Annotated in this window: 19 protein-coding genes and 1 tRNA gene; 8 read left to right on the top strand and 12 right to left on the bottom strand. The window is 41.8% G+C overall.

Features of this window, described 5'->3' with window-relative positions; all coding sequences use genetic code 11:
- Window positions 1-8: 8 nt before the first annotated feature.
- The 9 genes from CH365_RS04370 to rpsT all read right to left on the bottom strand — a co-directional run bounded on the left by CH365_RS04370 (window position 9) and on the right by rpsT (window position 14,310).
- Complete coding sequence (locus CH365_RS04370) at window positions 9-5,738, bottom strand: TIGR04388 family protein (RefSeq protein ID WP_100767375.1); 5,730 nt, start codon at window positions 5,736-5,738, stop codon at window positions 9-11.
- A gap of 274 nt (window positions 5,739-6,012) precedes the next feature.
- A complete protein-coding gene (locus tag CH365_RS04365) occupies window positions 6,013-6,357 on the bottom strand; it encodes a P-II family nitrogen regulator (RefSeq protein WP_008595143.1) in 345 nt (114 codons plus the stop codon).
- Between the two features lie 34 nt (window positions 6,358-6,391).
- A complete protein-coding gene (locus CH365_RS04360; protein ID WP_100767374.1) occupies window positions 6,392-7,693 on the bottom strand; it encodes an ammonium transporter in 1,302 nt (433 codons plus the stop codon).
- Between the two features lie 316 nt (window positions 7,694-8,009).
- The gene (locus CH365_RS04355; protein ID WP_100767373.1) at window positions 8,010-9,617 is read right to left on the bottom strand and encodes a carboxyl transferase domain-containing protein; all 1,608 of its coding nucleotides are present in this window, start codon (window positions 9,615-9,617) and stop codon (window positions 8,010-8,012) included.
- A gap of 18 nt (window positions 9,618-9,635) precedes the next feature.
- Window positions 9,636-10,679, bottom strand: coding sequence for a GlmU family protein (locus tag CH365_RS04350; RefSeq protein WP_100767372.1), 1,044 nt, complete (start codon window positions 10,677-10,679; stop codon window positions 9,636-9,638).
- 7 nt (window positions 10,680-10,686) lie between these two features.
- On the bottom strand, window positions 10,687-12,519 hold the full coding sequence (gene glmS / locus CH365_RS04345; RefSeq protein ID WP_100767371.1) for a glutamine--fructose-6-phosphate transaminase (isomerizing): 1,833 nt from the start codon (window positions 12,517-12,519) through the stop codon (window positions 10,687-10,689).
- Between the two features lie 3 nt (window positions 12,520-12,522).
- Window positions 12,523-13,914, bottom strand: coding sequence for a phosphoglucosamine mutase (gene glmM / locus CH365_RS04340; RefSeq protein ID WP_100767370.1), 1,392 nt, complete (start codon window positions 13,912-13,914; stop codon window positions 12,523-12,525).
- 37 nt (window positions 13,915-13,951) lie between these two features.
- Window positions 13,952-14,024 (bottom strand) — tRNA-Val (locus CH365_RS04335).
- A gap of 16 nt (window positions 14,025-14,040) precedes the next feature.
- Window positions 14,041-14,310, bottom strand: coding sequence for a 30S ribosomal protein S20 (gene rpsT / locus CH365_RS04330; RefSeq protein WP_100767369.1), 270 nt, complete (start codon window positions 14,308-14,310; stop codon window positions 14,041-14,043).
- 416 nt (window positions 14,311-14,726) lie between these two features.
- Between rpsT and CH365_RS04320 the strand changes: the two genes are divergently transcribed.
- The 5 genes from CH365_RS04320 (at window position 14,727) to bufA2 (ending at window position 18,465) form a co-directional block, all read left to right on the top strand.
- Window positions 14,727-15,842: an LIC_10450 family protein gene (locus tag CH365_RS04320; RefSeq protein WP_100767368.1), complete on the top strand. Its 1,116-nt coding sequence runs from the start codon at window positions 14,727-14,729 to the stop codon at window positions 15,840-15,842.
- A 10-nt stretch (window positions 15,843-15,852) separates the two neighbouring features.
- The gene (locus tag CH365_RS04315) at window positions 15,853-16,647 is read left to right on the top strand and encodes a hypothetical protein (RefSeq protein WP_100767367.1); all 795 of its coding nucleotides are present in this window, start codon (window positions 15,853-15,855) and stop codon (window positions 16,645-16,647) included.
- Window positions 16,644-17,339, top strand: a complete 696-nt coding sequence (locus CH365_RS04310) for a glycosyltransferase family 2 protein (RefSeq protein WP_100767366.1) — start codon at window positions 16,644-16,646, stop codon at window positions 17,337-17,339. Before CH365_RS04315 ends, CH365_RS04310 begins: the two co-directional genes overlap by 4 nt.
- Window positions 17,340-17,453: 114 nt before the next feature.
- Window positions 17,454-18,041 (top strand): YceI family protein, encoded by a 588-nt coding sequence (locus CH365_RS04305; RefSeq protein ID WP_100767365.1) that lies wholly within the window; start codon window positions 17,454-17,456, stop codon window positions 18,039-18,041.
- A 166-nt stretch (window positions 18,042-18,207) separates the two neighbouring features.
- Window positions 18,208-18,465 (top strand): BufA2 family periplasmic bufferin-type metallophore, encoded by a 258-nt coding sequence (gene bufA2, locus CH365_RS04300; RefSeq protein ID WP_100767364.1) that lies wholly within the window; start codon window positions 18,208-18,210, stop codon window positions 18,463-18,465.
- Here bufA2 and CH365_RS04295 read toward each other — a convergent pair.
- Window positions 18,455-19,210 (bottom strand): HvfC/BufC family peptide modification chaperone, encoded by a 756-nt coding sequence (locus tag CH365_RS04295; RefSeq protein WP_100767363.1) that lies wholly within the window; start codon window positions 19,208-19,210, stop codon window positions 18,455-18,457. The genes bufA2 and CH365_RS04295 overlap by 11 nt on opposite strands.
- Window positions 19,207-20,019: an MNIO family bufferin maturase gene (gene bufB, locus CH365_RS04290; protein ID WP_100767476.1), complete on the bottom strand. Its 813-nt coding sequence runs from the start codon at window positions 20,017-20,019 to the stop codon at window positions 19,207-19,209. The genes CH365_RS04295 and bufB overlap by 4 nt, the downstream gene beginning before the upstream one ends.
- Window positions 20,020-20,065: 46 nt before the next feature.
- Here bufB and CH365_RS04285 point away from each other — a divergent pair, with 46 nt between their 5' ends.
- Window positions 20,066-20,524 carry a YHS domain-containing (seleno)protein gene (locus CH365_RS04285; protein WP_100767362.1) on the top strand — a complete coding sequence of 153 codons (459 nt, stop codon included), beginning with the start codon at window positions 20,066-20,068 and terminating at the stop codon, window positions 20,522-20,524.
- Here the strand turns inward: CH365_RS04285 and CH365_RS04280 are convergent, their stop codons facing one another.
- Window positions 20,525-21,436, bottom strand: coding sequence for a DnaJ domain-containing protein (locus CH365_RS04280; protein WP_100767361.1), 912 nt, complete (start codon window positions 21,434-21,436; stop codon window positions 20,525-20,527). It abuts the gene before it with no gap.
- A 105-nt stretch (window positions 21,437-21,541) separates the two neighbouring features.
- On the opposite strand from CH365_RS04280, the gene CH365_RS04275 reads away from it, so the two are divergent.
- Together CH365_RS04275 and CH365_RS04270 are read left to right on the top strand one after the other, a co-directional pair.
- Window positions 21,542-23,401 (top strand): carbon starvation CstA family protein, encoded by a 1,860-nt coding sequence (locus CH365_RS04275; RefSeq protein ID WP_100767360.1) that lies wholly within the window; start codon window positions 21,542-21,544, stop codon window positions 23,399-23,401.
- A complete protein-coding gene (locus tag CH365_RS04270; protein ID WP_100767359.1) occupies window positions 23,398-23,949 on the top strand; it encodes an NUDIX hydrolase in 552 nt (183 codons plus the stop codon). Before CH365_RS04275 ends, CH365_RS04270 begins: the two co-directional genes overlap by 4 nt.
- Window positions 23,950-23,955: the final 6 nt, after the last annotated feature.

The raw sequence follows: 23,955 nt of genomic DNA, 5'->3' as shown, positions 1-23,955 counted from the left end.
TCCTTCCTTTATTTTTTCCCGCAAGACATTTGCATTCCGTCGCAAGAGTTTACGGGGGAGCAAGATTTAGTCACTCCGCAAATTGGCGTTGGAAGCGTAGCCTGAGTCTGTTTCTTCCACCAATTCTGGACTGCAGTTTTGGCGAGGTCATATTGATTCTGCAAAAAACCTCCAAACATGGTATTTGAGCCTATATTGACATCAGTCTTTGTTCCAATGGAAATGCTATCTCGATTCGGAGCTTTCTGTTCAGATTTTACGCTAACTCCGACCTTACTGATTTCGCCAGCTCCAATGTCATAAGTTACATCAGCTTGGCCAGTTGTCCCGTATTTGTACTTAAGCTGACCGTTTCGATCGATACTAACTTCGGAATTACCAACGGTACCTTTAATCTCATCCACTCCTTGGTTCGTAATCGAGGTTCCTAGTTTCCCAGACTCTCCACCTGCCTCAAAGTTTAGTTTAATCGCGTCCCAACCGCTCTTCGATTTATCTATTGTAAAGCCTGCAGATACTTCTGCTCCCCCCTTGCCATATGACGCTCCTAACGAAAACTCTTTTGCGTCATTCGTGTATTTCACCTTATACTTATCAAATTCTTCCTTCACCTTATTTACACAATCCGTACTAGCGCACGCCGCAACGGCTTCTTCATAGCTATCAAAGGCAGCTTGCCCAATACGGAAGACGACAGCTGCTTCAATTACATCCAAAGTCAATCCACCCGCACATCCCCAAGGTCCGCCTGCTACACAACCCGCTATCGTCATATCAGGTCCATATCCATCAACGTTATGAACCCAAACTCCATTCTCCCCTACAAAGTAAGAATGAAAATCCTCCACTTCGAAGTTATATACCGTCTCCTTACGATCTTCTACTTCGATCGATTCGATGGCAAGAGCCTCTCCACTGGCTGTCAATATTATATCACCTGACTGTAAGTCTTTGACCTGCGTCCACTCTGAGTTTTCAATTCCAAAACTTTCTTCGCGATTCTCTACTTTCAATTTCCGAAAAGGATGACTCCATGTGGTCTCAAGAAGAGAAGAATCTACAAAGATTATTTTGAAAATCGCATCCGTACTGCGGACAAATGTCTGCACAACTCTCTTATATCTAATTTCTCCAGTCATATCACTCTTCGTCAATACAACATCCCCTACTTTCACCGTCTCAATCGGCCTCAATCCATCCTTCGTATGAACAAGCGTCCCGGCCACAAAACAACTCCTAAAAACTACTTCACCCTTATCATTGATATAAGCAAAGTCCCCAAATGCATTCCCAGCAAGTTGGTTCAGATAGATCTTAGCTTGTTCTCCTACTTGATTAAAGAAACCAGCTTCCGCTGTTCCGTTTTTATCTTTTCCTTGCACAGCGACATCTGCTACCGCTGGAGAATTCTGAATCGCATCTTTAAGATTTTGGTTCCCCTTCACATACGCTTCATTGTGAACGGCTCCCATCATCTCATTCAAGGATACAAGTGCCGATTGTCTCAAAGCCGGATCTGCATCCGGATTACGTACCGTATCTGAAAGATTCTGAATGACCTCAGGTAGATTTTCTGGTTTTACTCCGTAACTATCTGCGATCGATTTTAAACTTTCACTATTTGCGATTAAATTAGGATCTTTTAATACATCTCCGTAAGTCCCAGCCACCTTCATCTGCGATTCTGTCTTGGCCTTATCTGCCAAAGTCTGTGCAGTCATGACTGTATAATCATTTCCGAAGTTTGTATTTCCAGTTACTTGCCCCCAACTGTTCGTATCCGCATTATACGTTACGCCTAACCCTTGGTTTCCTAAGATGTCTGCTCCAAGTGTTACGTTTCCATCTGCATCTAATGTAAGTGATCCACCTAAGCCTAGTTTATTGGCTCCTCCGCCCCCGCAGTTGTTTTCGTTTAAGTCACATCCGAATCCTAAGAAGATCGATGGTTTTTGATCGTTGTCTGTGCTTAGGTTTACTCCTAAATTTGAGCCGTATTCTTGGCCCGCTCCTAAAGTGAGGTTCGTGTTTCCCGATTTTGTGTTATAGCTTAGGTTATAAAATCCGCCTGTATCGCCGATCGTTCCGCCAAGATTCAAATTTACCCCAGTACCCGGCATGAAGGAAACTCCTCCATTCAAATAAGAACCTCCAATAGAAATTCCACCACCCCATCCGGAAGCGGAAGGGCCGTTGAATCCTTCATCAAGCATGGCTCCCAACGTATTCTTTTTAGTAGGAGGCGTATAAGACACGGAACCTGCAAGTCCCATCGGACCCGTTACTCCAAGTAAAAGCCCGTTTACAACACCTGCAGCGACCGCGTTCATATTACCGTTTCTAGATGCAATAATACCTTGAGCCACGGCATTCGCAGTAACTATCATTCCACGAGCAGAAGAGAAATAACTACCTACTTGAGCAAGCATACTTGCACCCGCTGCAGTTCCCGGTCCAGGTACAAATTGTAAAGCAACGGAAGCAGCAACTTGAATCGCAGTGGAGATCATTTGTTGCTCTTGTTCTTTTTTAGCAGCCTTTGCCGCCTGTCTCTTATCGTATTCTTGCCAAATCTGAGAAAATACCTGCGGATCCATTCCCGGTGGAGCCAATTGTTCTGCGATTTGGTTATATGCCACCGTCTTAAGGTCTGACTTCCATTTTGCCTGCACATCTCCCTTGGAAAGGTCAGCTTGAAGATCTTTTCCACGAACGAATTCGGCAGCCTCGGTTCCTATATCATGTAAATGATTTAATGAACTTTGGGAAACTGCACCCGTCTTTCTGAGACCGATTCCAATATCCGATTCTGTAAGTAAATTGGTCGTTCCCTGGATAATTTCCGAAACACCTTTAGCCAAGATTTGATTAACCGGACGCATTAAATCTTTCACGCCGGGAACATAGTTTAGAACGTAACCGAATGGATTTATAATCGCCATCCGGACATCCATATCATGCTGCGCTTTTTGTTTGGCTTTTTGATCCGCCTTATAATCGATGAATGCCGTAATAACGTCCGCAGGAATTCCGGTTGCCTGACTGATCCCTGTAGCAACTGCTGACTTAGTCATGTCTTTGACTTGTTGTTTGGCCCAATCCATTCCGGATCCACCGGCAAAAATCGTTTGGGCAATACTCACAACGGTAGAAGCCGCACTTGCTTTCGTAATCGCATTCTGCTGTGCTCTCTGATTTTGCAAAGAAGCGAACGCATCCACATTTGCGGCATTCTTATTAATCGAATCCAAAAATTCGGAATTTAAATACTCTGAAGAATTATTTTTTTGAGAAGAAAGAAGAGCACTCGAAACCTTACTCGAATTTTCACTCTGAATCCAATTCGAACTAAACAAATCCCCACTCGCAGAAATATCACCCAGTTTCACAGTGCCTACATTTCCGACCACGAAGTCCTGAACGGTCTCTGCGAGTTTATAACTTTTATAATCTGTGATATCCCCACTTCCGTTATAACTTGCAGAACTAGTCTTGATCGATTGTTTTACATGGATATTTCCTTCATCATCCACATACACATCTTCATATTTATTATCGAAGTTTTTTGTATTATTATATAAGGAGTTACAATAGGATTCGTTAGATTGTGCATTTGCAGAGTTACAGGAGTTCGCGCCTTCTATTCCTGCCGCATTAGAACCGTCCAATTTTTTTCCGGAGAATGCTGCATATGCCTCTTCCGAAATGGATTCCTTCATCTCTTTTTGGTTTTTAAGATTCGCAACCAAAGAATCGATCGTATTCTTTTGAGTTTCCTGAGCGAGAATTCTATTCGCTTCCACCATACTCAGGTTATACGCACCATTCACCGCTTGTCCGATTCCGTTATAAAATGTGCTTAGATTATTCGTATCCGGAGTTTTCAAATCCTGAAAGGATTCCAGAGTTTTGGAAAAAGAACTCAAGCCCGAACTTTCGGAAACCTGAGAAGAGAATGTAGGAAGATTGGAAGAAGAAGTAGAAAACGATTTGGAATCCATGTACAAATCAGTAAGTTCATTCGCCCAATCATCTCGATTTTTATATAACTCGGCAATTTGTGTGCTTCTCTCTTCCGTAAGTTGATTTTCCAAAGAAATTTTAGTCGTCTGCCATTCCGAATAACGGGCCTGATAATTACTCACTTGAGTTTCCCAGTTTTGGATCGCAGGCACGAGAACATTCTGCCAAGAAGAAAGTTTTGCATTCAGTTCATTCCTAAAATTCTCATACTGTTCCGCATTTGCCTGAGCTGCTGCATCATGAATGGTCAAAGAAGCATCCAAATACACTGTCTCTTCTGCAAAATTGGACTGACCTGGTAAACATAACCCATCCCAACAAAGCCAGTAATGATTTGTCAAAGTCCAAAAAGAATTTCCGTCTTCGACATAGGATCCTCCCACTCGGGTTACCGGTTGATTCCAATCTGAATTCCAATTAGTAATTTCCGGACTTTGTAAATAATCGCGAGAAGAAGATGCTTTTAAATCGATCGCTCCGATCTCAGAAACAGTTAGATCAGGGTTTCCCAGATACCCATTCAAAAGATCTAATAACTCGGTCGTATTCGAACCATTCGTTTCGATATATTTTCGGATAGAAGTCGCCAATTCATTTTTCCAAACACCACCAGGTGAATCCGGATTTGAAGTAAACGAATTCGAAGTAGTAAATGTTAATTCATGTACGGACACATTCGGATTTCCGTAACTCCAGGAAGAGTATTCGTCTTCTCTATACTCCGAAGCTATTTCCGAAGCATTCTCTTGTTCTTCGGAAAAGTAAGATTGCATAAGTCCCGCAATTTCGGAAAGAGAAGAAGGATGGTCCGGATCCAAGGCCTCATCCAAATTATCGATCAGAGTTTTTAACTTCTTACCTGCCTCATTTAAACCGTTCGAATCAATCGAACTGTAAATCGACAAAAGTTCTTCCTCGGTTTTTCCATCCAAATCTCCGAGTAAAGAATTTCCGTTCGCATCCCTCTTCTGCAAAAGATTCTGCTGTAGGAGATACAATTTCATATCCTGGGTTCCGGACTGGATACTTTGTCGAACCTGGTTTTCGTATTGAGCGATTTGGTTTAAATTATTTTGTAATTCTGAATCGGTGCTTGTGATAGAATTTTTCATCTCTTGAAATTTGGTTTCAAGAGAAGTCAAAGCGTTTTGAAATTCATAAAGGCCGACTTCTGCAGCGTCCTGGAACTTACGATTCCAGTCTTGGATAGACGCGTCCAAATCCGATCGGGAAGAAGAGGACAACGCATAACCAAGCTCATCCACCTGCCTTCCCTGCAAACTATCCAAGAAATAATTTCGTTCTTCTTGGATTCTAAGTTCTGCGTCGGATTCCCAACTTTTTTCCGCTTCAGCTCTCTCCAATTCCAGATATTTAGAAACATAATCCACATAAGCAGAATTATCTAAAATCTCGTCTGATTGCAAAACCTGACTCAAAATTTCGGAGAACTGAAGATCCGCCTGAGTCTCCCAATCCCCTTTAAGAGAAAAATATTGGTCCTGAACCATCTGATTCCAGGTTTGAACATCGCTCAAATTCCAAGCTTGCTCGAAAAGAGAAGACCAGGATTGCTCCTGATAACTTCCTAGATCCATTTCTGTCGGATCCCAAGCCTGAGAACGTAACGAATCGTTTACCGGGAAAAATAGAACGAGCCCGGAAAGAATGAGGAAAAAAGAGAATTTAGAACGAAGAAATAACTTCTTTAGCATGTAATTTACAAATAAAATATATAGTTATGGCAAAACTGGGACTCCTAGGCAAAAAAACAATCGAGAAAACTGGGAAGTTAGGTGATTACTAGTCGAATAACGTGCTGGGAAAAATTATCCCTAAAGAGACAGAGAAAAATTTATATTAGAAAAATATAAATAACTACGGTCCAAAAAAGATAACCGAATTTTCTAATTTAATCCCCTGAAAATAAAAATGGGGTCGGTAAATTCACCGACCCCGAAGCTAGTTTCGACTCGTATTGGGGAAGAATTAAATCGCTGAGCTTCCTCTTTCTCCGGTGCGAATGCGGATCACGTCTTCGAGAGGAAGAATCAAAATTTTTCCGTCTCCGATCTTTCCGTCGCCGGTTTTGGCAGCTTTCAAGATCGCATCAACGGTAGGTTTTACGAACTCGTCGTTTACCGCGATCTCTAATCTTACTTTTCTCAGAAGGTTTACTTGGTATTCATGTCCACGGAATACTTCAGTTTTACCTTTTTGCTGCCCGTAGCCTTGCACGTCGCTTACGGTAAGTCTGTAAATTTCATTCTTAGTAAGCTCCGCTTTAACCTCTTCCAGTTTATGGGGCTGGATAATTGCTACGATTAATTTCATATGCTCTCCTTTACTTAATGTATAAATTCAAAGGTTATATAATATAACCTTTTTCTCCGTGAATCTCGGAATCGAGTCCAGCAATCTCTTTCTCTTCGGAAATCCTGAATCCGATCGTCTTGTCGATAATAAACACTAAGATCAAGGATACTACGATAGAGTAAGCACCGGTTGCCACAACACTGATAATCTGAACGATAATCTGGTCTCCGCGAGTAACTCCTTCAGGAATATAATTCGCAAGTGCGAATACACCAGTAAGGATCGCTCCAAGAGCTCCACCTACACCGTGAATTCCGAAAGCGTCCAGAGAATCATCGTATCCGAATTTACCTTTCAGAAGGATAGCACCGTAACAGATAGGAGATACAATTACTCCCATAATCAATGCGCCGGTAGCGTCCACAAATCCTGCAGCAGGAGTGATCACAACCAGACCTGCAACGATCCCGGAAGCTGCTCCAAGAGCTGTAGCTTTTTTAGTATGAAGATATTCGATCAATAACCAAACTGCGCCGGCTGTGGCAGGAGCAACTAAAGTTACAACGAAAGCTCTTGCAGCCTGGCCATTAGTAGCAAGACCGGAACCCGCGTTAAATCCGAACCATCCGAACCAAAGGAATCCCGCACCGATAAGAGTGTAGGTCAAGTTGTTCGGAGCGATCAGAGCTGCGCCTTCTCCTTTACGTTTTCCGAGTACGATTGCTGCAGCCAAACCTGCGATACCGGAAATCAAGTGAACTACTGTTCCACCTGCGAAATCAAGTGCGGTCTTTTTGAAAAGCCAACCGTTAGCGGACCATACCCAGTGTGCGACAGGATCGTAAACCAGAGTAGCCCATGCTAGAATGAATACGATATAACCGGAAAGTTTCACTCTTTCTGCGATCGCACCGGAAATTAGAGCCGGAGTGATTAGCGCAAACATTCCTTGGAAAAGGAAGTGAATGTATTTCGGGATCGTTCCTTCCAATGTTTCGTCGGTTATTCCATTCAACAGAAAGAGTTGAAAATCGCCGAAAAATGGACTATCGCCGGAAAACGCTAAGCTATATCCGAATAGTGTCCATTGGATTGTAAGGACAAGAATCGCAACAAAGCTGTGCATCATTGTTGAAAGAACGTTCTTAGATCTTACGATACCGCCGTAGAACAGCGCGAGTCCTGGGATCATGAAGAACACGAAAGTGGAAGCCACGATCATCCATGCGGTATCCCCTTTATCCAAAGTGGGAGCAGCAGGTGCGGCTTCAGGTGCTGGTGTGGCGTCTTGACCCCAGATCAGTACTGGAGCGATTAAGATCAAGAGCGCGATAAGTTTTTGGGCAATTTTCATTTTCTCAAATCTCATCTCGAAAATATGTTTTATCCAATTAATGCAAGAAGAGTACCCGGGTTAAAAATTAGTCCAAAAAAAGATTAAAAAAAAAGAAGAGGAATCTAAGAGCCAGGAAATGAGGTTTTCTCTAGGAAAACAGATCCAAATTTTTATCTAAGGCAGGTTTTCCCCTAGTTCAGGGAGAAAATTTCCAGAAACATCCAGATCCAGTCTAGCAGTTTGCGTACTTATTAGGCAGATTTTAGGAATCTGCCGGAAAAATAAAATTTTAGGGCCGAAAACTATACTTAGGTATCATTCTTCCGGAGGAAAATTACATCCGGAAGATTGCATAAGAAGGCTCTAGACCTTTAGGAGAAAGGTCAGAATACAATGCCAAACCTAAAGCTTCTCTTGTACGAGCCGGATCCAGGACCCCATCATCCCAAAGTCTTGCAGTAGAATAGATACAAGAAGAACGATTATCATAATCTTCTAATATTGGTCTCTTGAACTCTGCCTGTTCCGCTTCGGAGAGTGATTTGCCATCCTTCTCCAATTGTTCCTGTTTCACAGTAAGTAAAACGTTCGCAGCTTGTTCTCCTCCCATCACGGAAATTCTAGCGTTTGGCCACATCCACAGGAATCTAGGTCCGAATGCTCGGCCGCACATTCCGTAATTTCCAGCTCCGTAAGAGCCTCCGATTACCACGGTGTATTTTGGAACTACAGAAGTGGAGACCGCATTTACCATCTTGGCACCGTCTTTTGCGATCCCAGAGTTTTCATACTTCTTCCCTACCATAAAACCTGTGATGTTTTGTAAGAAGAGTAAAGGGATCTCTCTTTGGTTGCAAAGCTGGATGAAATGAGCCGCCTTCAAGGAACTTTCTGAAAATAGAACTCCGTTATTAGCAATAATGCCTACGGTCTTTCCGTAAATATTCGCAAATCCTGTAACAATCGTGGTTCCATAATATTTTTTGAATTCTTGAAATCTGGAACCATCCACAACTCTTGCGATTACTTCTCTTACATCGTAAGGTTTACGAATATCTTTTTGGATAATTCCGTAAATTTCCTCAGCAGGATAAAGAGGTTCTTCGTAAGAGATCTGCTCTTCTAACTTTTTGGCTCTCGCTCCCAAACTAGAAACGATATGTCTAGCGATCTCGAGTGCATGTGGATCATTCTCCGCATAATGATCAGTAACTCCTGAGATCCTACAGTGAACATCAGCACCGCCCAATTCTTCTGGAGTGACAATCTCTCCCGTTGCAGCTTTTACAAGAGGAGGTCCTCCTAAAAAGATAGTACCATTTCCTTTTACAATCACAGATTCGTCGGACATAGCGGGAATGTATGCACCACCCGCAGTACAACTTCCCATTACGACAGAGATCTGAGGGATCCCCACTCTAGAAAGATTTGCTTGGTTATAAAAGATTCTACCGAAATGCCATTTATCAGGGAATACATCGTCCTGCATCGGAAGAAATGCTCCACCTGAATCCACCAGATAAACGCAAGGAAGACGATTCTCTAATGCGATCTCTTGAGCTCGAATATGTTTTTTGACAGTGAGTGGATAATAAGTCCCACCTTTTACTGTGGCGTCGTTTGCAACAATCACACAAGGTGTCCCTGAAATTTTTCCGATCCCTGTAACGATACCTGCAGAAGGCACATCGTCCGCATAAACCTTCTCCCCTGCCAAAGCGGAGAATTCCAAGAAAGGAGTATTTGGATCTATGAGACCTTGTATCCTTTCTCTTGCGGTGAGCTTTCCTCTGCTTTTATGCTTCTGGATGGATTTTTCTCCTCCGCCTTGTCCGGCTTTTTGGAGAAGTTTACGTAAATCCGCGACCTTTTCTGAAAGGTCTTTGAAATTCTCTTTATATTCAGGGGAAGACGTACTGATACGCGATTCCAAAACTTCCATGGAGCCTCCGGTCCTTTTTTATTTCCGGACCTTGGTTTCGTATAAAATTCTAATAAGTTCTGATTCGGAATGAGAAAGTTCTCTATTCCGTCTTGCCATGATCTTGCGAGAATCACGTAAGAATAAATCCAGGATATAAGCTTGTCCATCTGCCCAAATAAACGGAGGAAGGTATCCGCTCGCCTTGGAAGAAACCACATTACATCCGAAATCGATCACAGTTCCTGTGTTCAACATCACTCCAATACCTATCTTAGAAAAATCTCCTATGATAGAACCGAATTTGATGGAACCAGTCGTGACTTCCGTATGTTCTTCTCTGATCTTGACCACACCATAATTGTTCTTTAGATCCGAGGTAGTGGATAATGCTCCTAGGTTGACCCAGCTTCCCACCACGGAATGTCCTAAGAACCCCTCGTGATGTTTATTCGTAAAATCTAATATAATACTATCGCCTACTTCTCCGCCTATCCTGCAAACATTCCCTATGGAAGTATTTCCTGTGATACGAGCATTGTCCACATGAGTGCCTTGGCCTATGTATAAAGGACCTTCTAAAAAGCTAAAAGAAGTTACCTTTGCATCCTTATCTATGATCACTGGTCCAGAAGTTACATCTATTACCACGCCTGGATAAATTTTAGCGGAGGGATGGATATGGACGTGTTTAGATTTTCCTACTACTTGGAAATCACCTGACTTTACTTTGAGCTTGCGGGCCCATTTGCGAAGGTCCTTATGGTTTTCCAAGTCCAGATCTATGTTTTTACCCACAGATTCTAAGGATTTCCAAGGTAGAAATTCCTCAGGACGGATGATTAGATCTACATCCTTGCCATCGTACTCATTGATCTTAGGATTTCTTTCGAAGAATGTTTTCTCGAATGCAGAATTGGAGTGAGAATACAGTATCTTAGAATCAGGATACTGCTCTCTTAAACGTTGGAGGGGAGTCAAAACCCCATCTCGAATCTCCGAGAAAGATCGAATTCTGGTTAAGGCTCCCAAACCGGGAGGAGTTTCCCTCTCATCGATCCAAATTCTCTGAATTCTGCCCACGCGTTCACTACTCCACTGTGACGGACTTCGCTAGGTTTCTTGGTTGGTCCGGAGGACAACCCCTAGCCACGGCAGAATAATAGGCCAGAAGTTGGAGAGGAAGAACATTCAGGATCGGACTTAAAATTTCCGGACAGTCCGGAACTTCAAAACAATAGTCTGAAAGCTCTTTTGCCTCCTTATCCCCTTCGGTCACGATGGAGATCATGATCCCGTTTCTGGCCTTAATTTCCTGGATATTGGAAAGCATTTTACTATAAATTTCGGATTTGGTCGCGATACATACAACCGGCACTTCGTTTGTAATGAGCGCGATCGGTCCATGTTTGAATTCCCCACCCGCATAACCGGAAGCGTGAATATAAGAAACCTCTTTTAACTTCAAGGCTCCTTCTAATGCAACCGGATGGTTATAGGTCCTACCTAAGAAAACAAAATCTTTGGTCTTAGTAAAATCCGCCGCCCAGGTTTCTAGGATATGAGCCTGAGCCAAAATCCTTTCCATTTTTCCTGGTAGAAGTCGGATCTCTTCTAAAAGTGTCTTTAATTCTTCGTCGGAAACGATCCATTTCAAACGAGCAACGTATAATGAAAAAAGAAGAAGGTTGATTACCTGTGCAGTAAATGCCTTTGTACTCGCGACCCCGATCTCAGGACCTGCATCCGTTCTGATGAATGAATCTGATTCCCTTGCAATCGTAGAGTTCACATTATTCACTAATGAAAGAACTTTAATAAATTTTGCTTTTGCTTCGAGTAAAGAAGCAAGAGTATCCGCAGTTTCTCCCGACTGAGAAATCCCTACGATCAAAGTATCACCTTCTACCACAGGGTTTCTATAACGAAACTCTGAAGAAGTTTCAGTATCTGTTTGGATCTTTGCGAAATTTTCCAGATAATGTTTTCCGAGCATCCCGGCGTAGTAGCTAGTTCCTGCCGCTTGGATGATGATACGATTTACCTTGGACATCATCTCTCTGGAGATGGTGCTTTCCGGGAATTCTATCTCTCCGGTTTCGCTAATACGGGATTGGATAATTCTGCGGAAGATCCCCGGTTGTTCGTGGATCTCCTTGATCATAAAATGAGGGTAACCGCCCTTATCTACATCCTCGAATTTGATATCCTGAGTTTTGAATTCGAATTCTTTCTCTGAACCGTCGAATCCGAAAATTTTACATTCGGTTTTTGTAAAGTATCCCCATTCTTTGGAGTTGATATAATAAACTTCTCTACAATTTCTAGTCAGAGGAGAAATATCGGAAGCCAGGTAATATTCTTCCTTGCCTCTTCCTAAAAGTAAAGGTGCACCGTCTTGTGCAAAATAAACTCTATCAGGTTCGTTATCGAATACGACCGCGATCGCCCATTTTCCGTGAACTCTATTAAATAAATCTAAAAAAGCTTCCTTATTAGATAGGCCTCTTTTTCTGCTCTCCGCTAAAAGATTAGGAAGAACTTCCGTATCCGTCATACTATGGAATACGAAACCTTTTTGTTTTAGCTCTTGGCGAAGTTCAGAATAATTTTCTATAATTCCGTTATGAACTACTGCAACAGTGGATTTAGAATCGGTATGAGGGTGAGCATTGATTTGATTGGGTTCTCCATGAGTCGCCCAGCGAGTATGGCCTATGCCCACATTGCCTCGGATCGGATGTTCCTTTAGGTAATTCTCCAGATCCTTAATTTTACCTTTTTGTTTACGGACTTGGATCTCTCCCTTGTCCAAGACCGCGATCCCGGCAGAATCGTATCCACGATACTCCAGACCGATGAGCCCTACTATAAGTACGGATTCTACGTTTTTATCGCCAGCGTATCCTACGATTCCACACATATATTATGAATTCTCCATGATCTTTCCGGCTTTATTTAAAAGGGATTCCAGATCCTTTTTGGTTCTGGCCTCTCCAATCAACCGGAGGATCGGCTCGGTATTCGAAGGTCGAATATGTATCCAAGAGTCCTGATTCGCTAAACGTAAACCGTCTCTCGAATCTTCTTTATATTCGGAGAAGGCGCTGCGAAACTTAGAATAAATCTGCTCCGTCTTCTGACCCGCGATCTTGTAGGCGATCTTGCGCATATGGACCGCAGGAAGACTACCTATCACAGTTTCAGCATCTTCCCCCTTTAGGGCAAGCAGATTCAGTATATGAGCCACCCCGGAAAGAGAATCCCTTCCAAAAGAAGGAATTGCCGGATCGATTACTCCTCCGTTCCCTTCTCCGCCAAAAACAGACTTACGGTGTATCATTTCTGCCACAACATTGGCTTCTCCCACCTTAGATCGATAAGTCGGAATTCCAACAGAGTCCGCGACCCAATCGTTCACAAAACTAGTAGAAAGATTCACAGTGATGGATGCCTTCTTCGGAACTGAATTAGAAACGAGATAGGACATGAAGCTGAGAGGAAGTGTTAATTCTTCGGAGATCGCTCCCTTTTTAGGAGATAAGACCACAAGTCTATCCGCGTCAGGATCCAGGGCGAAACCAATATCCGCCTTGGATTTTTTAATCAGCCGAGAAGATTGTTTGAGCGCATCGGGAGTAGGTTCAGGAGGACGAGGAAATGTTCCATCGGGAGTACAATGTTGCAAAATCACCTTACAACCCAAGCGACTTAACAATTCCGGTAAAACGAAGCTTCCCCCACCGTTGACCGCATCTAAAAATACAGTAAATTTTTTACGTTTGATCGCAGATACATTCACTCGGGCCAAAACAGAGTCGATATGAGCCTGGATCCTATCGGTTCCATCTTCTACATCCGTATTCGGTTTGAATTGGAAAGGTTTATAATCTTCTTTTCGGACCAGATCTAAAAGACCTTCTAAATCTTGGGCGTTGGTAAAAAATCCGCCAGGTCCAATGAACTTAAATGCATTCCAGATCACTGGATTATGAGAAGCGGAAATCATGATCCCGCCTGCGGCTCCTGATTGAGCCACCACTGCTTTTACGGTAGGAGTGGGAACAATCCCCAAACGGATCACATTTTTGCCCATCGCAAGCATGATCCCGATCGCGATATTTTCTATATAAGCACCGCTAGGACGAGAATCTCTTCCTATAACGACTGAATTTCCTTTGAGTCTGGACCCAAAGGCCATAAGAGAATGGAAAATTACATCGGGGCTTAATCCGGTGGGAATGATTCCCCGGATTCCGGACACGGAGACCATCAAATCCGGGTGTTGGAAGACCGGTTTTTGATGATTTAGAGCCATGATTCCGGGGAATGTTTTTTGAATTGGGATGAGAACATGGGCGATGACAGGATCGAACTGCCGACATCCTCCTTGTAAGGGAGGCGCTCTCCCAGCTGAGCTAATCGCCCGTAATTATTACGGTTATTATGCGGTTGCAGCCTGATTGATACGCAATGCCATCCGACTCTTTTTGCGGTCCGCATTTCTAGAGTGGATCAGGTTGGTTTTCGCAGCTTTGTCCAAAAGAGAAGCATATTGACTGAACAAAGGTTTTAAGGAGTCTTTCTCTCCGTCTTGGAGCGCTTTTAGGATCTTTTTAGCTTGGGTCCTAAGGCGATTCCTGTTTTGAGAATTCGCCGCATTCCTGCGTTTCGTTCTACGGATATCTTTTTCTGAAGATTTAATATTCGCCAAGGATCTCTACTTCCTATTCAGGGATTGAGCCCAGATTTTCGTACCCAGGCAGCCTGTCAACGAGCTTTTACTTCTTTTGTTCGAATGGATGGGCGACTCGCTCGCTTTGCGAGCGATCACGCTCTCCGCTTCAATCCGCTACGCGGGATTTTCGCTACGATCGTTGTCGCGTAAAGATCCGCCCAAGTCTCGGCGGATAAGAAGAAGGAGCACTACCCTTTAGTAATGTCGACTTCGAATTCAACAATTACGTTATTTGTCCTTACCTCAACTGAGGGATAATGGAAATAAATTTCCAGAACTTGGGCCCAGAAAAAATTTTTTGCTTTGCTTGTACTTATTTTTATCTTATTTTTTCTAATTCGATAGATTGGAAATTAATTCTCCGTCCTATTTAAAGTCCAGGACGCTTCAAAATGATATCTAGGCAGGCTCAAGATTATATTATAGTAAATTCGATCGATGAGATCGATCCGAATAAACTTTCTTTAGCCCAATTAGGTACCAAATATCTGGATCGAAACGGAAATCGTTATGCTGTTCGTTTCAATAAAGAAAGTAGAAAGGCAGAAATCATCCGCATCACTCTTCAAAAAGCTTCCGAAGCCGAAGCGAATAAACCTAAATTAGGAAGAGTTAATCCTAAGTCATCGTCCAATCCTTTAGATCTACAGAAATTATCCAATCTTCTTAAAAGTACAAAACATCCTAGCGCTGATTGGATAGAGAATCTTGCCGAAAAAACAAAACATACTAAGCCTAGTTCGGCAAATACGGAAAAACCCGCTTATATTCCAAATCCTCAGAAAGAATTAGACATCACTCCATCTGAAGGCCCGGATCTTTCCGCAAGAATGAATTCCGTCCAAAACGATATATTCGATCTTTCCAAAGTGGATCTGAATATTTCAGACGCAGGACTTTCTTCGAATGTAGGAAAAGAAGATGTTCCGGTTTTTATAGAAAATATAGAAGCAGGCTCCAACAGAGAAACGAAATATATCGAAGATAGCGTTCAACAATTCCAAAAGATCAAGGAAAGGATCGAATCCGTACTGAACAATATCAGAAATTCTAAAATATTCGAAGCTACTGGAGATCCTTCCGAGAACAAAAATATAGTGGGAAATCTCGCAAGAGAATTCGATATCGAATTCTTCCAAAAGCTGGAAAAGATATTAAACTATCATAAAGAGCTGACTTCTTATCCTAGATCCATTACTTATTATGTGGCAAAGTACGAATCCCATCGTAAGCAGGCATTACAGTCCAAAACTTCCGATATAGAAAAATTAAAACTAGTGATCCGCTGGGAAATGCAGGAACTTCTTTTAGATCTGACCAGAAAAGTCAAAAAAATGGTCCTGAATGCCTTAAACGTTCTGAATACTAAAAACGAGAACCATCTAAAACAAGTAGCTTATAACCAACAACAGATGTATAAGGATGCCAGAAGCGCCTTATTATATTGTTCGGAAGATATAGGAGCACTACTTATCTCCTTGCAAAAATGGGCCGATAGCGAAGGATAGAAACCTTTGCATGGCACTTAGCGATCAAGAGATAAAAAACATCGTAGAAAAACTCCGAACCGAGTACCGGGAAGGAGCCAAACAAAGCCCTAAAATTTTCGATGCCAAAGGTTTCGAGGATCGTTATATCCAAACCCTGAGACATAGGGGAAATCTGGACAATTTCCTGAAAGACGAAGTAGCCTTTCTGGAAAAGATCAAAACAAAACATAAAGAGCTGACGGAAAGACGAAATGCCTCCAAGGGAGAAACGATCAATCGTATCCTGGACGAGCAAGAGGAGAAACTTTCCAAATACCAAAGGGTGGATTTTCATCCATTGGCCAGACCTGAAATGAGATATTTTTATGGAGCGATGACTTCATTTGCAGATACGGAGTTACCTGTTCTTATCCATATATTCAGAGGAACCCCGGAATACTCCGCGTTCCAAGACAGTATCTCCATGATCGAAAGGGTCGGGGTCACCAAAAGAGGAATGCCTTCCCTTCGTATCTCCGAACATATTAAAGCATTATTAGATGCGAACGGAAACCAATCCACAATGGAAAGGGATTCCCAGAACATTCTTAAGGAAGTGTGTATCGCTCTTGCCGGGCTTAGAAAAACCGCACTGGAATGTGTGGAGAAAAACAGGGTCAGCGACAGAATGACCGTCCAAGTTAGCGATAGAGACTTTCCGAAAGCTTCGGAAGCATATAAGAATTTACTTTTCGGTATTGCATTGGAAAAAATAATCGTTAAAGCCGAAAATATCATCCGTGACTTCCGGATGAGCGACTTGGTCGGTCTGGACGCTAAATGAAACTTTCTATCGTAATTCCCTGTTATAACGAAAAACAGACCATCAAAAACATTTTAGAAACCGTAAAGAAGGTCCCTTACAAGGATAAGGAAATCATCCTTGTGGACGATTTTTCGACCGACGGAACAAGAGAACTTCTCAAAACTGCTCCTTTTAAAAAGTTGGTGGACCAACTTATTTTCCACGAGAAAAACCAAGGAAAAGGCGCCGCACTCCGTACAGGATTTAAAGCCGCCAAAGGTGATATAGTCATCGTACAAGATGCAGACCTGGAATATGATCCGTTCGAAATTCCAGACGTGATCGATCCGATTTACAAAGGAAAAGCGGACGTTGTTTTCGGAAGCAGATTTATGGGAGGAAGAGCCCATAGAGTCGTTTATTACTGGCATAGACTTGGAAATCTTTTCCTCACTACTCTTTCCAATATGTTCACGAACATTAATCTGACTGATATGGAAACTTGTTACAAGGCATTCCGCAGAGAAGTGATCCAAGGTATCGATATTAAAGAGAATCGTTTCGGATTCGAACCTGAAATCACTGCTAAGATAGCAAAAATTCCGGACATTCGTGTTTACGAAGTAGGGATATCCTATTACGGACGCACTTATGCGGAAGGCAAAAAGATAGGTTGGAAAGATGGATTTAGAGCCATCTATTGTATTTTGAGATACAATCTATTTTCTTAATATTCCTTTTCTCTTCAGTTTTTCGAAATAAAATCAGTATTTTTACTTGTAATTCCAATAATTACACCGGGAGATCAGTCTAAAACCCAAACATTCTCAAAGGAGAAATCACTCGTGAAAACGAAACTTTACCTGATCCCTAGCCTTCTGGTGCTTCTAACTTTCGGTGGACTACAAGCCGGAAATTTCAAATTAGATAACGCTCATACCGGAGTTGGCTTCAAGATCAAACACCTTACCATTTCCAATGTATCCGGAAGTTTTAAAGACTTCAGCGGAAAATTCGCTTACGACGAAGCTACCAGCACTCTTAGCGATCTGGACGTAACTATCAAAGCTGCTTCCATTAACACTAACGACGAAAAAAGAGACGGACACCTAAAAGGAAAAGATTTTTTCAATGTAGATGATCACCCTTCTCTTACATTTAAAGCAAAAAAAGCCACTGTTAAAAAAGGTGGAGTTTCCAAGATCCAAGGAGAATTGACTATCAAAGGAGTGACAAAACCGGTTACTTTAGAAGTTAAATTTTCCGGTTCTGCAAAAGACCCGTGGGGAAACACTCACCTAGGTTTCGAAGCAGAAACTAAAATTAAAAGAGCTGATTTCGACATCGCTTGGAACAAACCTTTGGAAAAAGGCGGACTCTTGATCGGAGAAGAAGTTTCTATCCGTATCGAAGGCGAAGCAATTCCAGAATAATTTTATCCAACCAATCGGGACTTTCGAGAGAAGGTCCCGATATTTCTATCTTTCTTTTTCCTTCCTGTCTCTTTTTTATACGTAACCTTCTACTATTATTTTCGAACTGAAAACAGATCAAATCCTAAAAATCAGGTTTTGATAAACTATCCGGAGAACCGAAAAGATGAACGATCTGACTAAAAGTATGATCATTGGAGCAGCTCTGACAGGCTTATTTGCAACAGGAGCAATGGCGGAAAAAAAAGAAGCAAAATCCGAAGAACCGAAAGGAGAATGTCACGGAATCAATTCCTGCAAAGGGACAGGTGACTGCGGAGGAAAAGGACATAGCTGTGCGGGAAAAAATTCCTGTAAAGGACAAGGATGGATCTCCCTCACTAAAAAAGATTGTGAAGACAAAAAAGGAACCTTTAAGAGCTAACCTTCGATACCAAACGATTCGTTTTCATCCCCGAAAGGAATTCGGATATGGATCCCAATCCTTTCGGTGGAGTTCCTAAAATTTCCAAAGATTCCAAAATACTTTTTCCTTCGGCTAAACTTTTACCGAATGCCCATTCCCATTCCTCGATCTCTAGAATGAATAAGTCTGATCCTTTTTTTCCCAAAACTAAATATTGTTTTTTTTCGTTCAGGAATTTAGATAAGTCCTCCGAATTTTCAGTCTTCCAAAGATCGTAAACAGGATAAGAATATTCCAAAAATTGAACGGATTTATGAAAGTTAATTTTCAGATCATCGGCTTCCTTTTCCGAAAGAGAATCCGATAGATCGGCTCCTTCATTTTTTGAAAAATGGAATATTCTGAAAACATGAAGTTCAAAGTCCGCGATCTCGCACAAGATAGGATGTTCCGGAAAATTTTCCTTTAAAAAGTTCGGAAATGTATCTCCGTAATTAGATATATTATAAGAATTTGATGAATTTTCTCGTATAAACGTTTGCGCTGTTTCAAAAAAATCCTCGTCCCCTAGGATTTTCCAGACTGTTTCGTATTTCTCTCCTAATGCGTCCGTAAACCTGGCAAGATACGCATTTTGGTAGACTGCAATCGCGGAATTTGGTTCTAATTTTCCCCCTGCTAGGATTTGATCCTGCAAAAGTGGGCCTTCTTCTTTCCCTAGGAGCGTGCTTGAAAATAGATTTCTAAATTCTTCCGGATTCATGTTGTTACAGACTCTAAGATGGATTTTGCTTTTAAGGCTTCTTCTTCCATTTCTGTAAAGCTGGGGATATCTTCGTCCCATTCTAATAATATTGGAATACTTTGGATTTTATCCGAAAAGGAAGAGAATAATTCCCAGACTTCTTGGGATACAGGTTTGGAATGAGTATCGAATAAAAAATCTCCAGTATCCGTATGCCCGGCAAGATGGATCTGACCCACATTTTCCCAAGGAATGGAATTTAAATATTCAACTGCGGAAAATCCGTGATTGATGGAGTTTACATATATATTATTGATATCTAATAGGATCCCACATCCGCTTTTTTTAGAAAGCTCGGAGATAAATTCCCATTCCGTCATTTCGTTTTGAGGAAAACTCAAATACGTAGAAACATTTTCGAATAGAATCCTTCTTCCTAAAATTTCTTGGACTTGCACAGCTCTTTCTATTGCAAAATTCAAAAACTCTTTTGTGAATGGGAAAGGTAATAGATCGTGCAGATAATTTCCGGATTGTTCTGTCCAACAAAGATGATCCGAAACCAAAAACGGATCTATTCTTCGGATGAGTTCCTTCCATCTTTCCAAATATTTTTTATCAGGAAAACTTCCGCCAAGAATGGATAAAGAAACCCCATGCAAGGCGACCGGAAAATTTTTACGGATAAATTCCAACATTTCCAAAGGACGGCCCTGGGTATCCATATAGTTTTCGGTGATTGCTTCGAACCAGGAAATCCGGACAGGCTCTCCTTTTCTCAAATAGGGATAATGTTCTTTTCTTAAGCCCACTCCGATGGAAGACATATTTTCTCCGATGTAACCTATTTCGATTCGATCCGAAGAAGGATACATGAACAAGTCGTATTTTTTGCCGATCTTATTTTTACTCGTGATGGACTGCAGCAGCAGACAAATCGTGGATCCGATCTTTAAAGAGGACGGAAAAACCGCCATTCACGGTTACGACCCGGTCGCTTATTTTACCGAATCCAAACCGAAAGAAGGAAATTCCAAATTCAGTTACCGTTGGAAAGATGCAGAGTGGAGATTCTCCTCGGAAAAAAACCTGGAAGCTTTCAAAAAATCTCCTGAAAATTTTGCCCCTCAATATGGAGGATATTGTGCTTACGCAATGAGAGATGGAGAAGCGTATGAAACAAATCCGAAAGCTTGGAAAATTGTCTCAGGGAAATTATATTTAAACTATAATGAAAAGGTCCACGGCTTTTGGGAAAGAGACGTTCCCGGCAATATTATAAAAGCGGATCAGCAGTGGAAAATTCTTCCGAGGAAGGAAACAAAACCCTGATTAGCGATCTTTCATTACCAAATAATTATATGAAGCGATGATCTTTTGTGTCATTTCCAATCCGTTCTTATTTACGTCCGGATGATATTTTTTGATCATCTCTTTATATTTATTTTTTAATTCTGCTTTTGAATAATCTTCGGAAAGGCCTAAAAATTCGCGATGTCCTCTTGTTTCAGCATCTTCATCTTCGTAAAATGATCTAGGGGAGAATTTTCTACGGGAGTTGGATTTTTTCTTTTTAGTCTTTTCTTTCTCTTCTTCTCTAAATCTTCCGAAAATTTCGTAATAAGCTCTGTCTCTATATTCTGAAGTGATTTGTCGGATCGGGAATAATTTTGTATTTAAGATCTGAAAGAAATAATTTCTCAAGAATACGTCGGCTCCGTAATCTCCTGAAAAACCTTTTCTTTCTAAAAATTCGGTGATCCCATTATCCACTAATCTTTGTACATCGAATTTATCATCGAAGTATGAATCGAATGCATCTTCGAATTTTTTGGTAGAAGATATAAGTAAGAGTAGAAGTTCCTTATCCAAATCATGTCTTTCTAATTTGGAAAGAACGATCTCTTTCAAAAAGGCACGGAATTCGTCCAGATAAGCGTCGTCAAAATACACTCCGCCCTTTGCGAACTCGTAGGCAAGACCTTCGATTTTTAGGACCTTCTCCAATAATAAAATGAGAAGATCCGCGTTATCTTGGGTGAATCCTTGGGAACCTTTGGAAGAATATTCCCTTTCTCCCCGGAGAGTATATAGGAGTTTAAAATAATCCTCTCGTCGGATTTCTAAAATTTCGATCAATTTTTCGGAGGAAATGAACCACTCACAATCATTACTCCCGGACTGTAATTCGAAGATTACGTCCTCTAAGGATGATTTGACCTGATCGAAACTACGGGCGTTCAAAGCGAGAACCTATACTTAGACCCTCTGCCTGTACCTGAGTTTGTCTATTCATTTTCCCGATAAAAAAGATTTGATCCGGGCCGCATTAAACGAGATTTTTCCCACATGTTACCCCTTCTCGCGGTTTTCGGTTGTTTCACTCTTTATTTTTTAGGTTATAAGTTTTACTCCGGATTTTTATCCAAGTCCATCTTCCAACTCAAAGACACTGTGGGTGATACCCCGGCTCATAAGTTCAATGACGGTGTGGATTATCTTCCCACAAAGCCGGCAGTCCTATTCGGCCACCATTATGCTTCCATTGCGGGACTCGCTCCCATCCTAGGACCTGCGGTTGCAGTGATCTGGGGATGGTTGCCCGCAATGCTTTGGGTGGTCTTCGGAGGAATTTTTATCGGTTGTGTTCATGATTTCGGAGCAATTGTAGTTTCAGTCCGCAACCAAGGAAAATCAATCGGGCAAGTTGCTCAGGATCTTTTAGGACCAAGGGCGAGAAGTTTATTTCATGCGATCATTTTTTTCTTAGTCGCATTGGCAATGGGTGTGTTCGTGATCGTTCTTGCGGAAATGTTCTCCGCAGATCCTAAACTAAAGCAGGCTCCCGTAACTCCTCCTCCACAAATTGAACAAACGGTTACTACTCCGAGTATCAAAGATCATGTGCATCCTTCCGAAGTTAGAGTGGAAACTCCATCTTCTCCAATTAAACTCAGAAGCCATTTCCCGGAAGCGGTAATTCCTACTGCAGGGATCATGATCTTTGCGGTTTTAGTAGGATGGCTTCATTATAAAAAAGGAATGAAGCTTGGACCTCTTACCTTCGCATCCGTTGCCCTCACCTTAGTGGTCATGGTACTCGGAATGAATGAATCCATCCTAACCTGGACAGGTCTAAACGATGTAGATAACTCTCCAGGAGTTCCGATCTGGAAAATTATACTTCTTGCATATGCTTTTTTGGCTTCAGTTACACCGGTTTGGCTCCTTCTCCAAAGTAGGGACTATATCAATTCTTTCTTATTGTATCTGGGGATCATCGCAATCTATTTTGGTTTTGTAAAAGGAAGTATTTTCGGTGAGTTTTCCTCCTTTAATGCGGAAGCAATCCGAACTGAAAAAGTAGATATGGATATTATTCCATTCGTATTTATCACGATCGCTTGTGGTGCAGTTTCCGGCTTCCACGCTTTGGTAAGTTCCGGAACCACTGCAAAACAATTGGATAGAGAAATAGATGCAAGAGTGATCGGATACGGTGGAATGATCGGCGAATCTCTCTTAGGACTGACCTCGGTTGTTGCCTGCACGATCGGATTCGCATCTGCAGGAGAATGGTCTTCTTTCTATAAGTCCTGGTCTGGGATCCAGGGCCTCGCACCTTCGGTAGGAGCCTATATCTACGGAACAGGAAGATTTATCTCTCAGTTAGGATTCGATGAGGGTTTTGCACAAGGATTTATCGCACTTGTGGTAGTAAGTTTTGCCTTAACTTCCTTGGATTCCGCAACTAGATTATTGAGATATAATATAGAAGAGATCGCAGAAAGTTTTGGATCGGAGACGATCAAAAAAACTTTAGGGAATCGTTATGTTTCCAGTATTATCGCATGTGTAGCCATCGGATTTTTTGCATTCTTACAGATTGACCAAGGAGGCAAGAAGACAACCGCCGGGTTAGCGCTTTGGAAACTATTCGGCACCACAAACCAGCTACTTGCAGGACTTGCTTTGCTTGTAATCACAATCTATCTATTGTATTCTAAGAAAAAGACATGGATCAGCTTTATACCGATGGTTTTCGTTTTAGGGGCTACACTTTGGGCCATGGTGATTAACTTCTACGATTTCTTATTCTCCAAATCTCCGAGTTATTTGCTCGCGACTGTCGGAGGAATTTTGATTTTTCTAACTGTTTGGTTATTATTAGAAGCGATCCTAGCTTGGAGAAGGTTTTCTAAAGCATGAAATTTTGCAGCGTTTGCGGCTCTGAAGTAGTCCAAAAAATCCCGGAAGGAGACAGTCTCACAAGATATGTTTGTGAGAACTGCGGGACCATACATTACCAAAATCCAAAGGTAATCGTTGGGACTATTCCTATCTGGGAAGGGAAAATACTACTCTGCAAACGTGCTATAGAACCCAGAAAAGGATACTGGACCCTACCCGCTGGATTTTTAGAAAATAGAGAAACTGTGGAAGAAGGTGCTACTAGGGAAACATCGGAAGAAGCGAACGCCAAGATAAATATAGTTCGACTTCATTCCGTATATAGCATTCCTCATATCAGCCAAGTTTATATGTTCTTTCTCGCGGACCTGATAGATGGAATTTTTTCAGAAAGTCCAGAATCGGAAGAAGTGAAACTATTTACTCCAGAAGAGATCCCTTGGGAAGAGATTGCATTTGCGTCGGTCACATTTGCATTAAAACGTTATACCGAAAAGACTGAGACTCCACATACTGGCACTCATTTGGGGTCCATTCGCAATAGAAAACTAGAGGATAAAACATAAGTGCAT

It is taken from the genome of Leptospira neocaledonica, assembly GCF_002812205.1.
Taxonomy (GTDB): Bacteria; Spirochaetota; Leptospiria; order Leptospirales; family Leptospiraceae; genus Leptospira_B; species Leptospira_B neocaledonica.
The sequence above is the reverse complement of the archived record's forward strand: the minus strand, read 5'-3'. Positions and strand labels throughout refer to the sequence as shown.

Bases quoted from the DNA above. Each gene is read 5' to 3' on its own strand.
- CH365_RS04295 (WP_100767363.1), bottom strand. From the start codon at position 19,210: ATGAATCCGGAAGAATTTAGAAATCTATTTTCAAGCACGCTCCTAGGG.
- CH365_RS04275 (WP_100767360.1), top strand. From the start codon at position 21,542: ATGTTACCCCTTCTCGCGGTTTTCGGTTGTTTCACTCTTTATTTTTTA.
- CH365_RS04360 (WP_100767374.1), bottom strand. From the start codon at position 7,693: ATGAAAATTGCCCAAAAACTTATCGCGCTCTTGATCTTAATCGCTCCA.
- CH365_RS04370 (WP_100767375.1), bottom strand. From the start codon at position 5,738: ATGCTAAAGAAGTTATTTCTTCGTTCTAAATTCTCTTTTTTCCTCATT.
- glmM (WP_100767370.1), bottom strand. From the start codon at position 13,914: ATGGCTCTAAATCATCAAAAACCGGTCTTCCAACACCCGGATTTGATG.
- CH365_RS04285 (WP_100767362.1), top strand. From the start codon at position 20,066: ATGAACAAGTCGTATTTTTTGCCGATCTTATTTTTACTCGTGATGGAC.
- CH365_RS04365 (WP_008595143.1), bottom strand. From the start codon at position 6,357: ATGAAATTAATCGTAGCAATTATCCAGCCCCATAAACTGGAAGAGGTT.
- CH365_RS04355 (WP_100767373.1), bottom strand. From the start codon at position 9,617: ATGGAAGTTTTGGAATCGCGTATCAGTACGTCTTCCCCTGAATATAAA.
- CH365_RS04310 (WP_100767366.1), top strand. From the start codon at position 16,644: ATGAAACTTTCTATCGTAATTCCCTGTTATAACGAAAAACAGACCATC.
- bufB (WP_100767476.1), bottom strand. From the start codon at position 20,019: ATGTCTTCCATCGGAGTGGGCTTAAGAAAAGAACATTATCCCTATTTG.
- CH365_RS04270 (WP_100767359.1), top strand. From the start codon at position 23,398: ATGAAATTTTGCAGCGTTTGCGGCTCTGAAGTAGTCCAAAAAATCCCG.
- bufA2 (WP_100767364.1), top strand. From the start codon at position 18,208: ATGAACGATCTGACTAAAAGTATGATCATTGGAGCAGCTCTGACAGGC.
- glmS (WP_100767371.1), bottom strand. From the start codon at position 12,519: ATGTGTGGAATCGTAGGATACGCTGGCGATAAAAACGTAGAATCCGTA.
- CH365_RS04315 (WP_100767367.1), top strand. From the start codon at position 15,853: ATGGCACTTAGCGATCAAGAGATAAAAAACATCGTAGAAAAACTCCGA.
- CH365_RS04320 (WP_100767368.1), top strand. From the start codon at position 14,727: ATGATATCTAGGCAGGCTCAAGATTATATTATAGTAAATTCGATCGAT.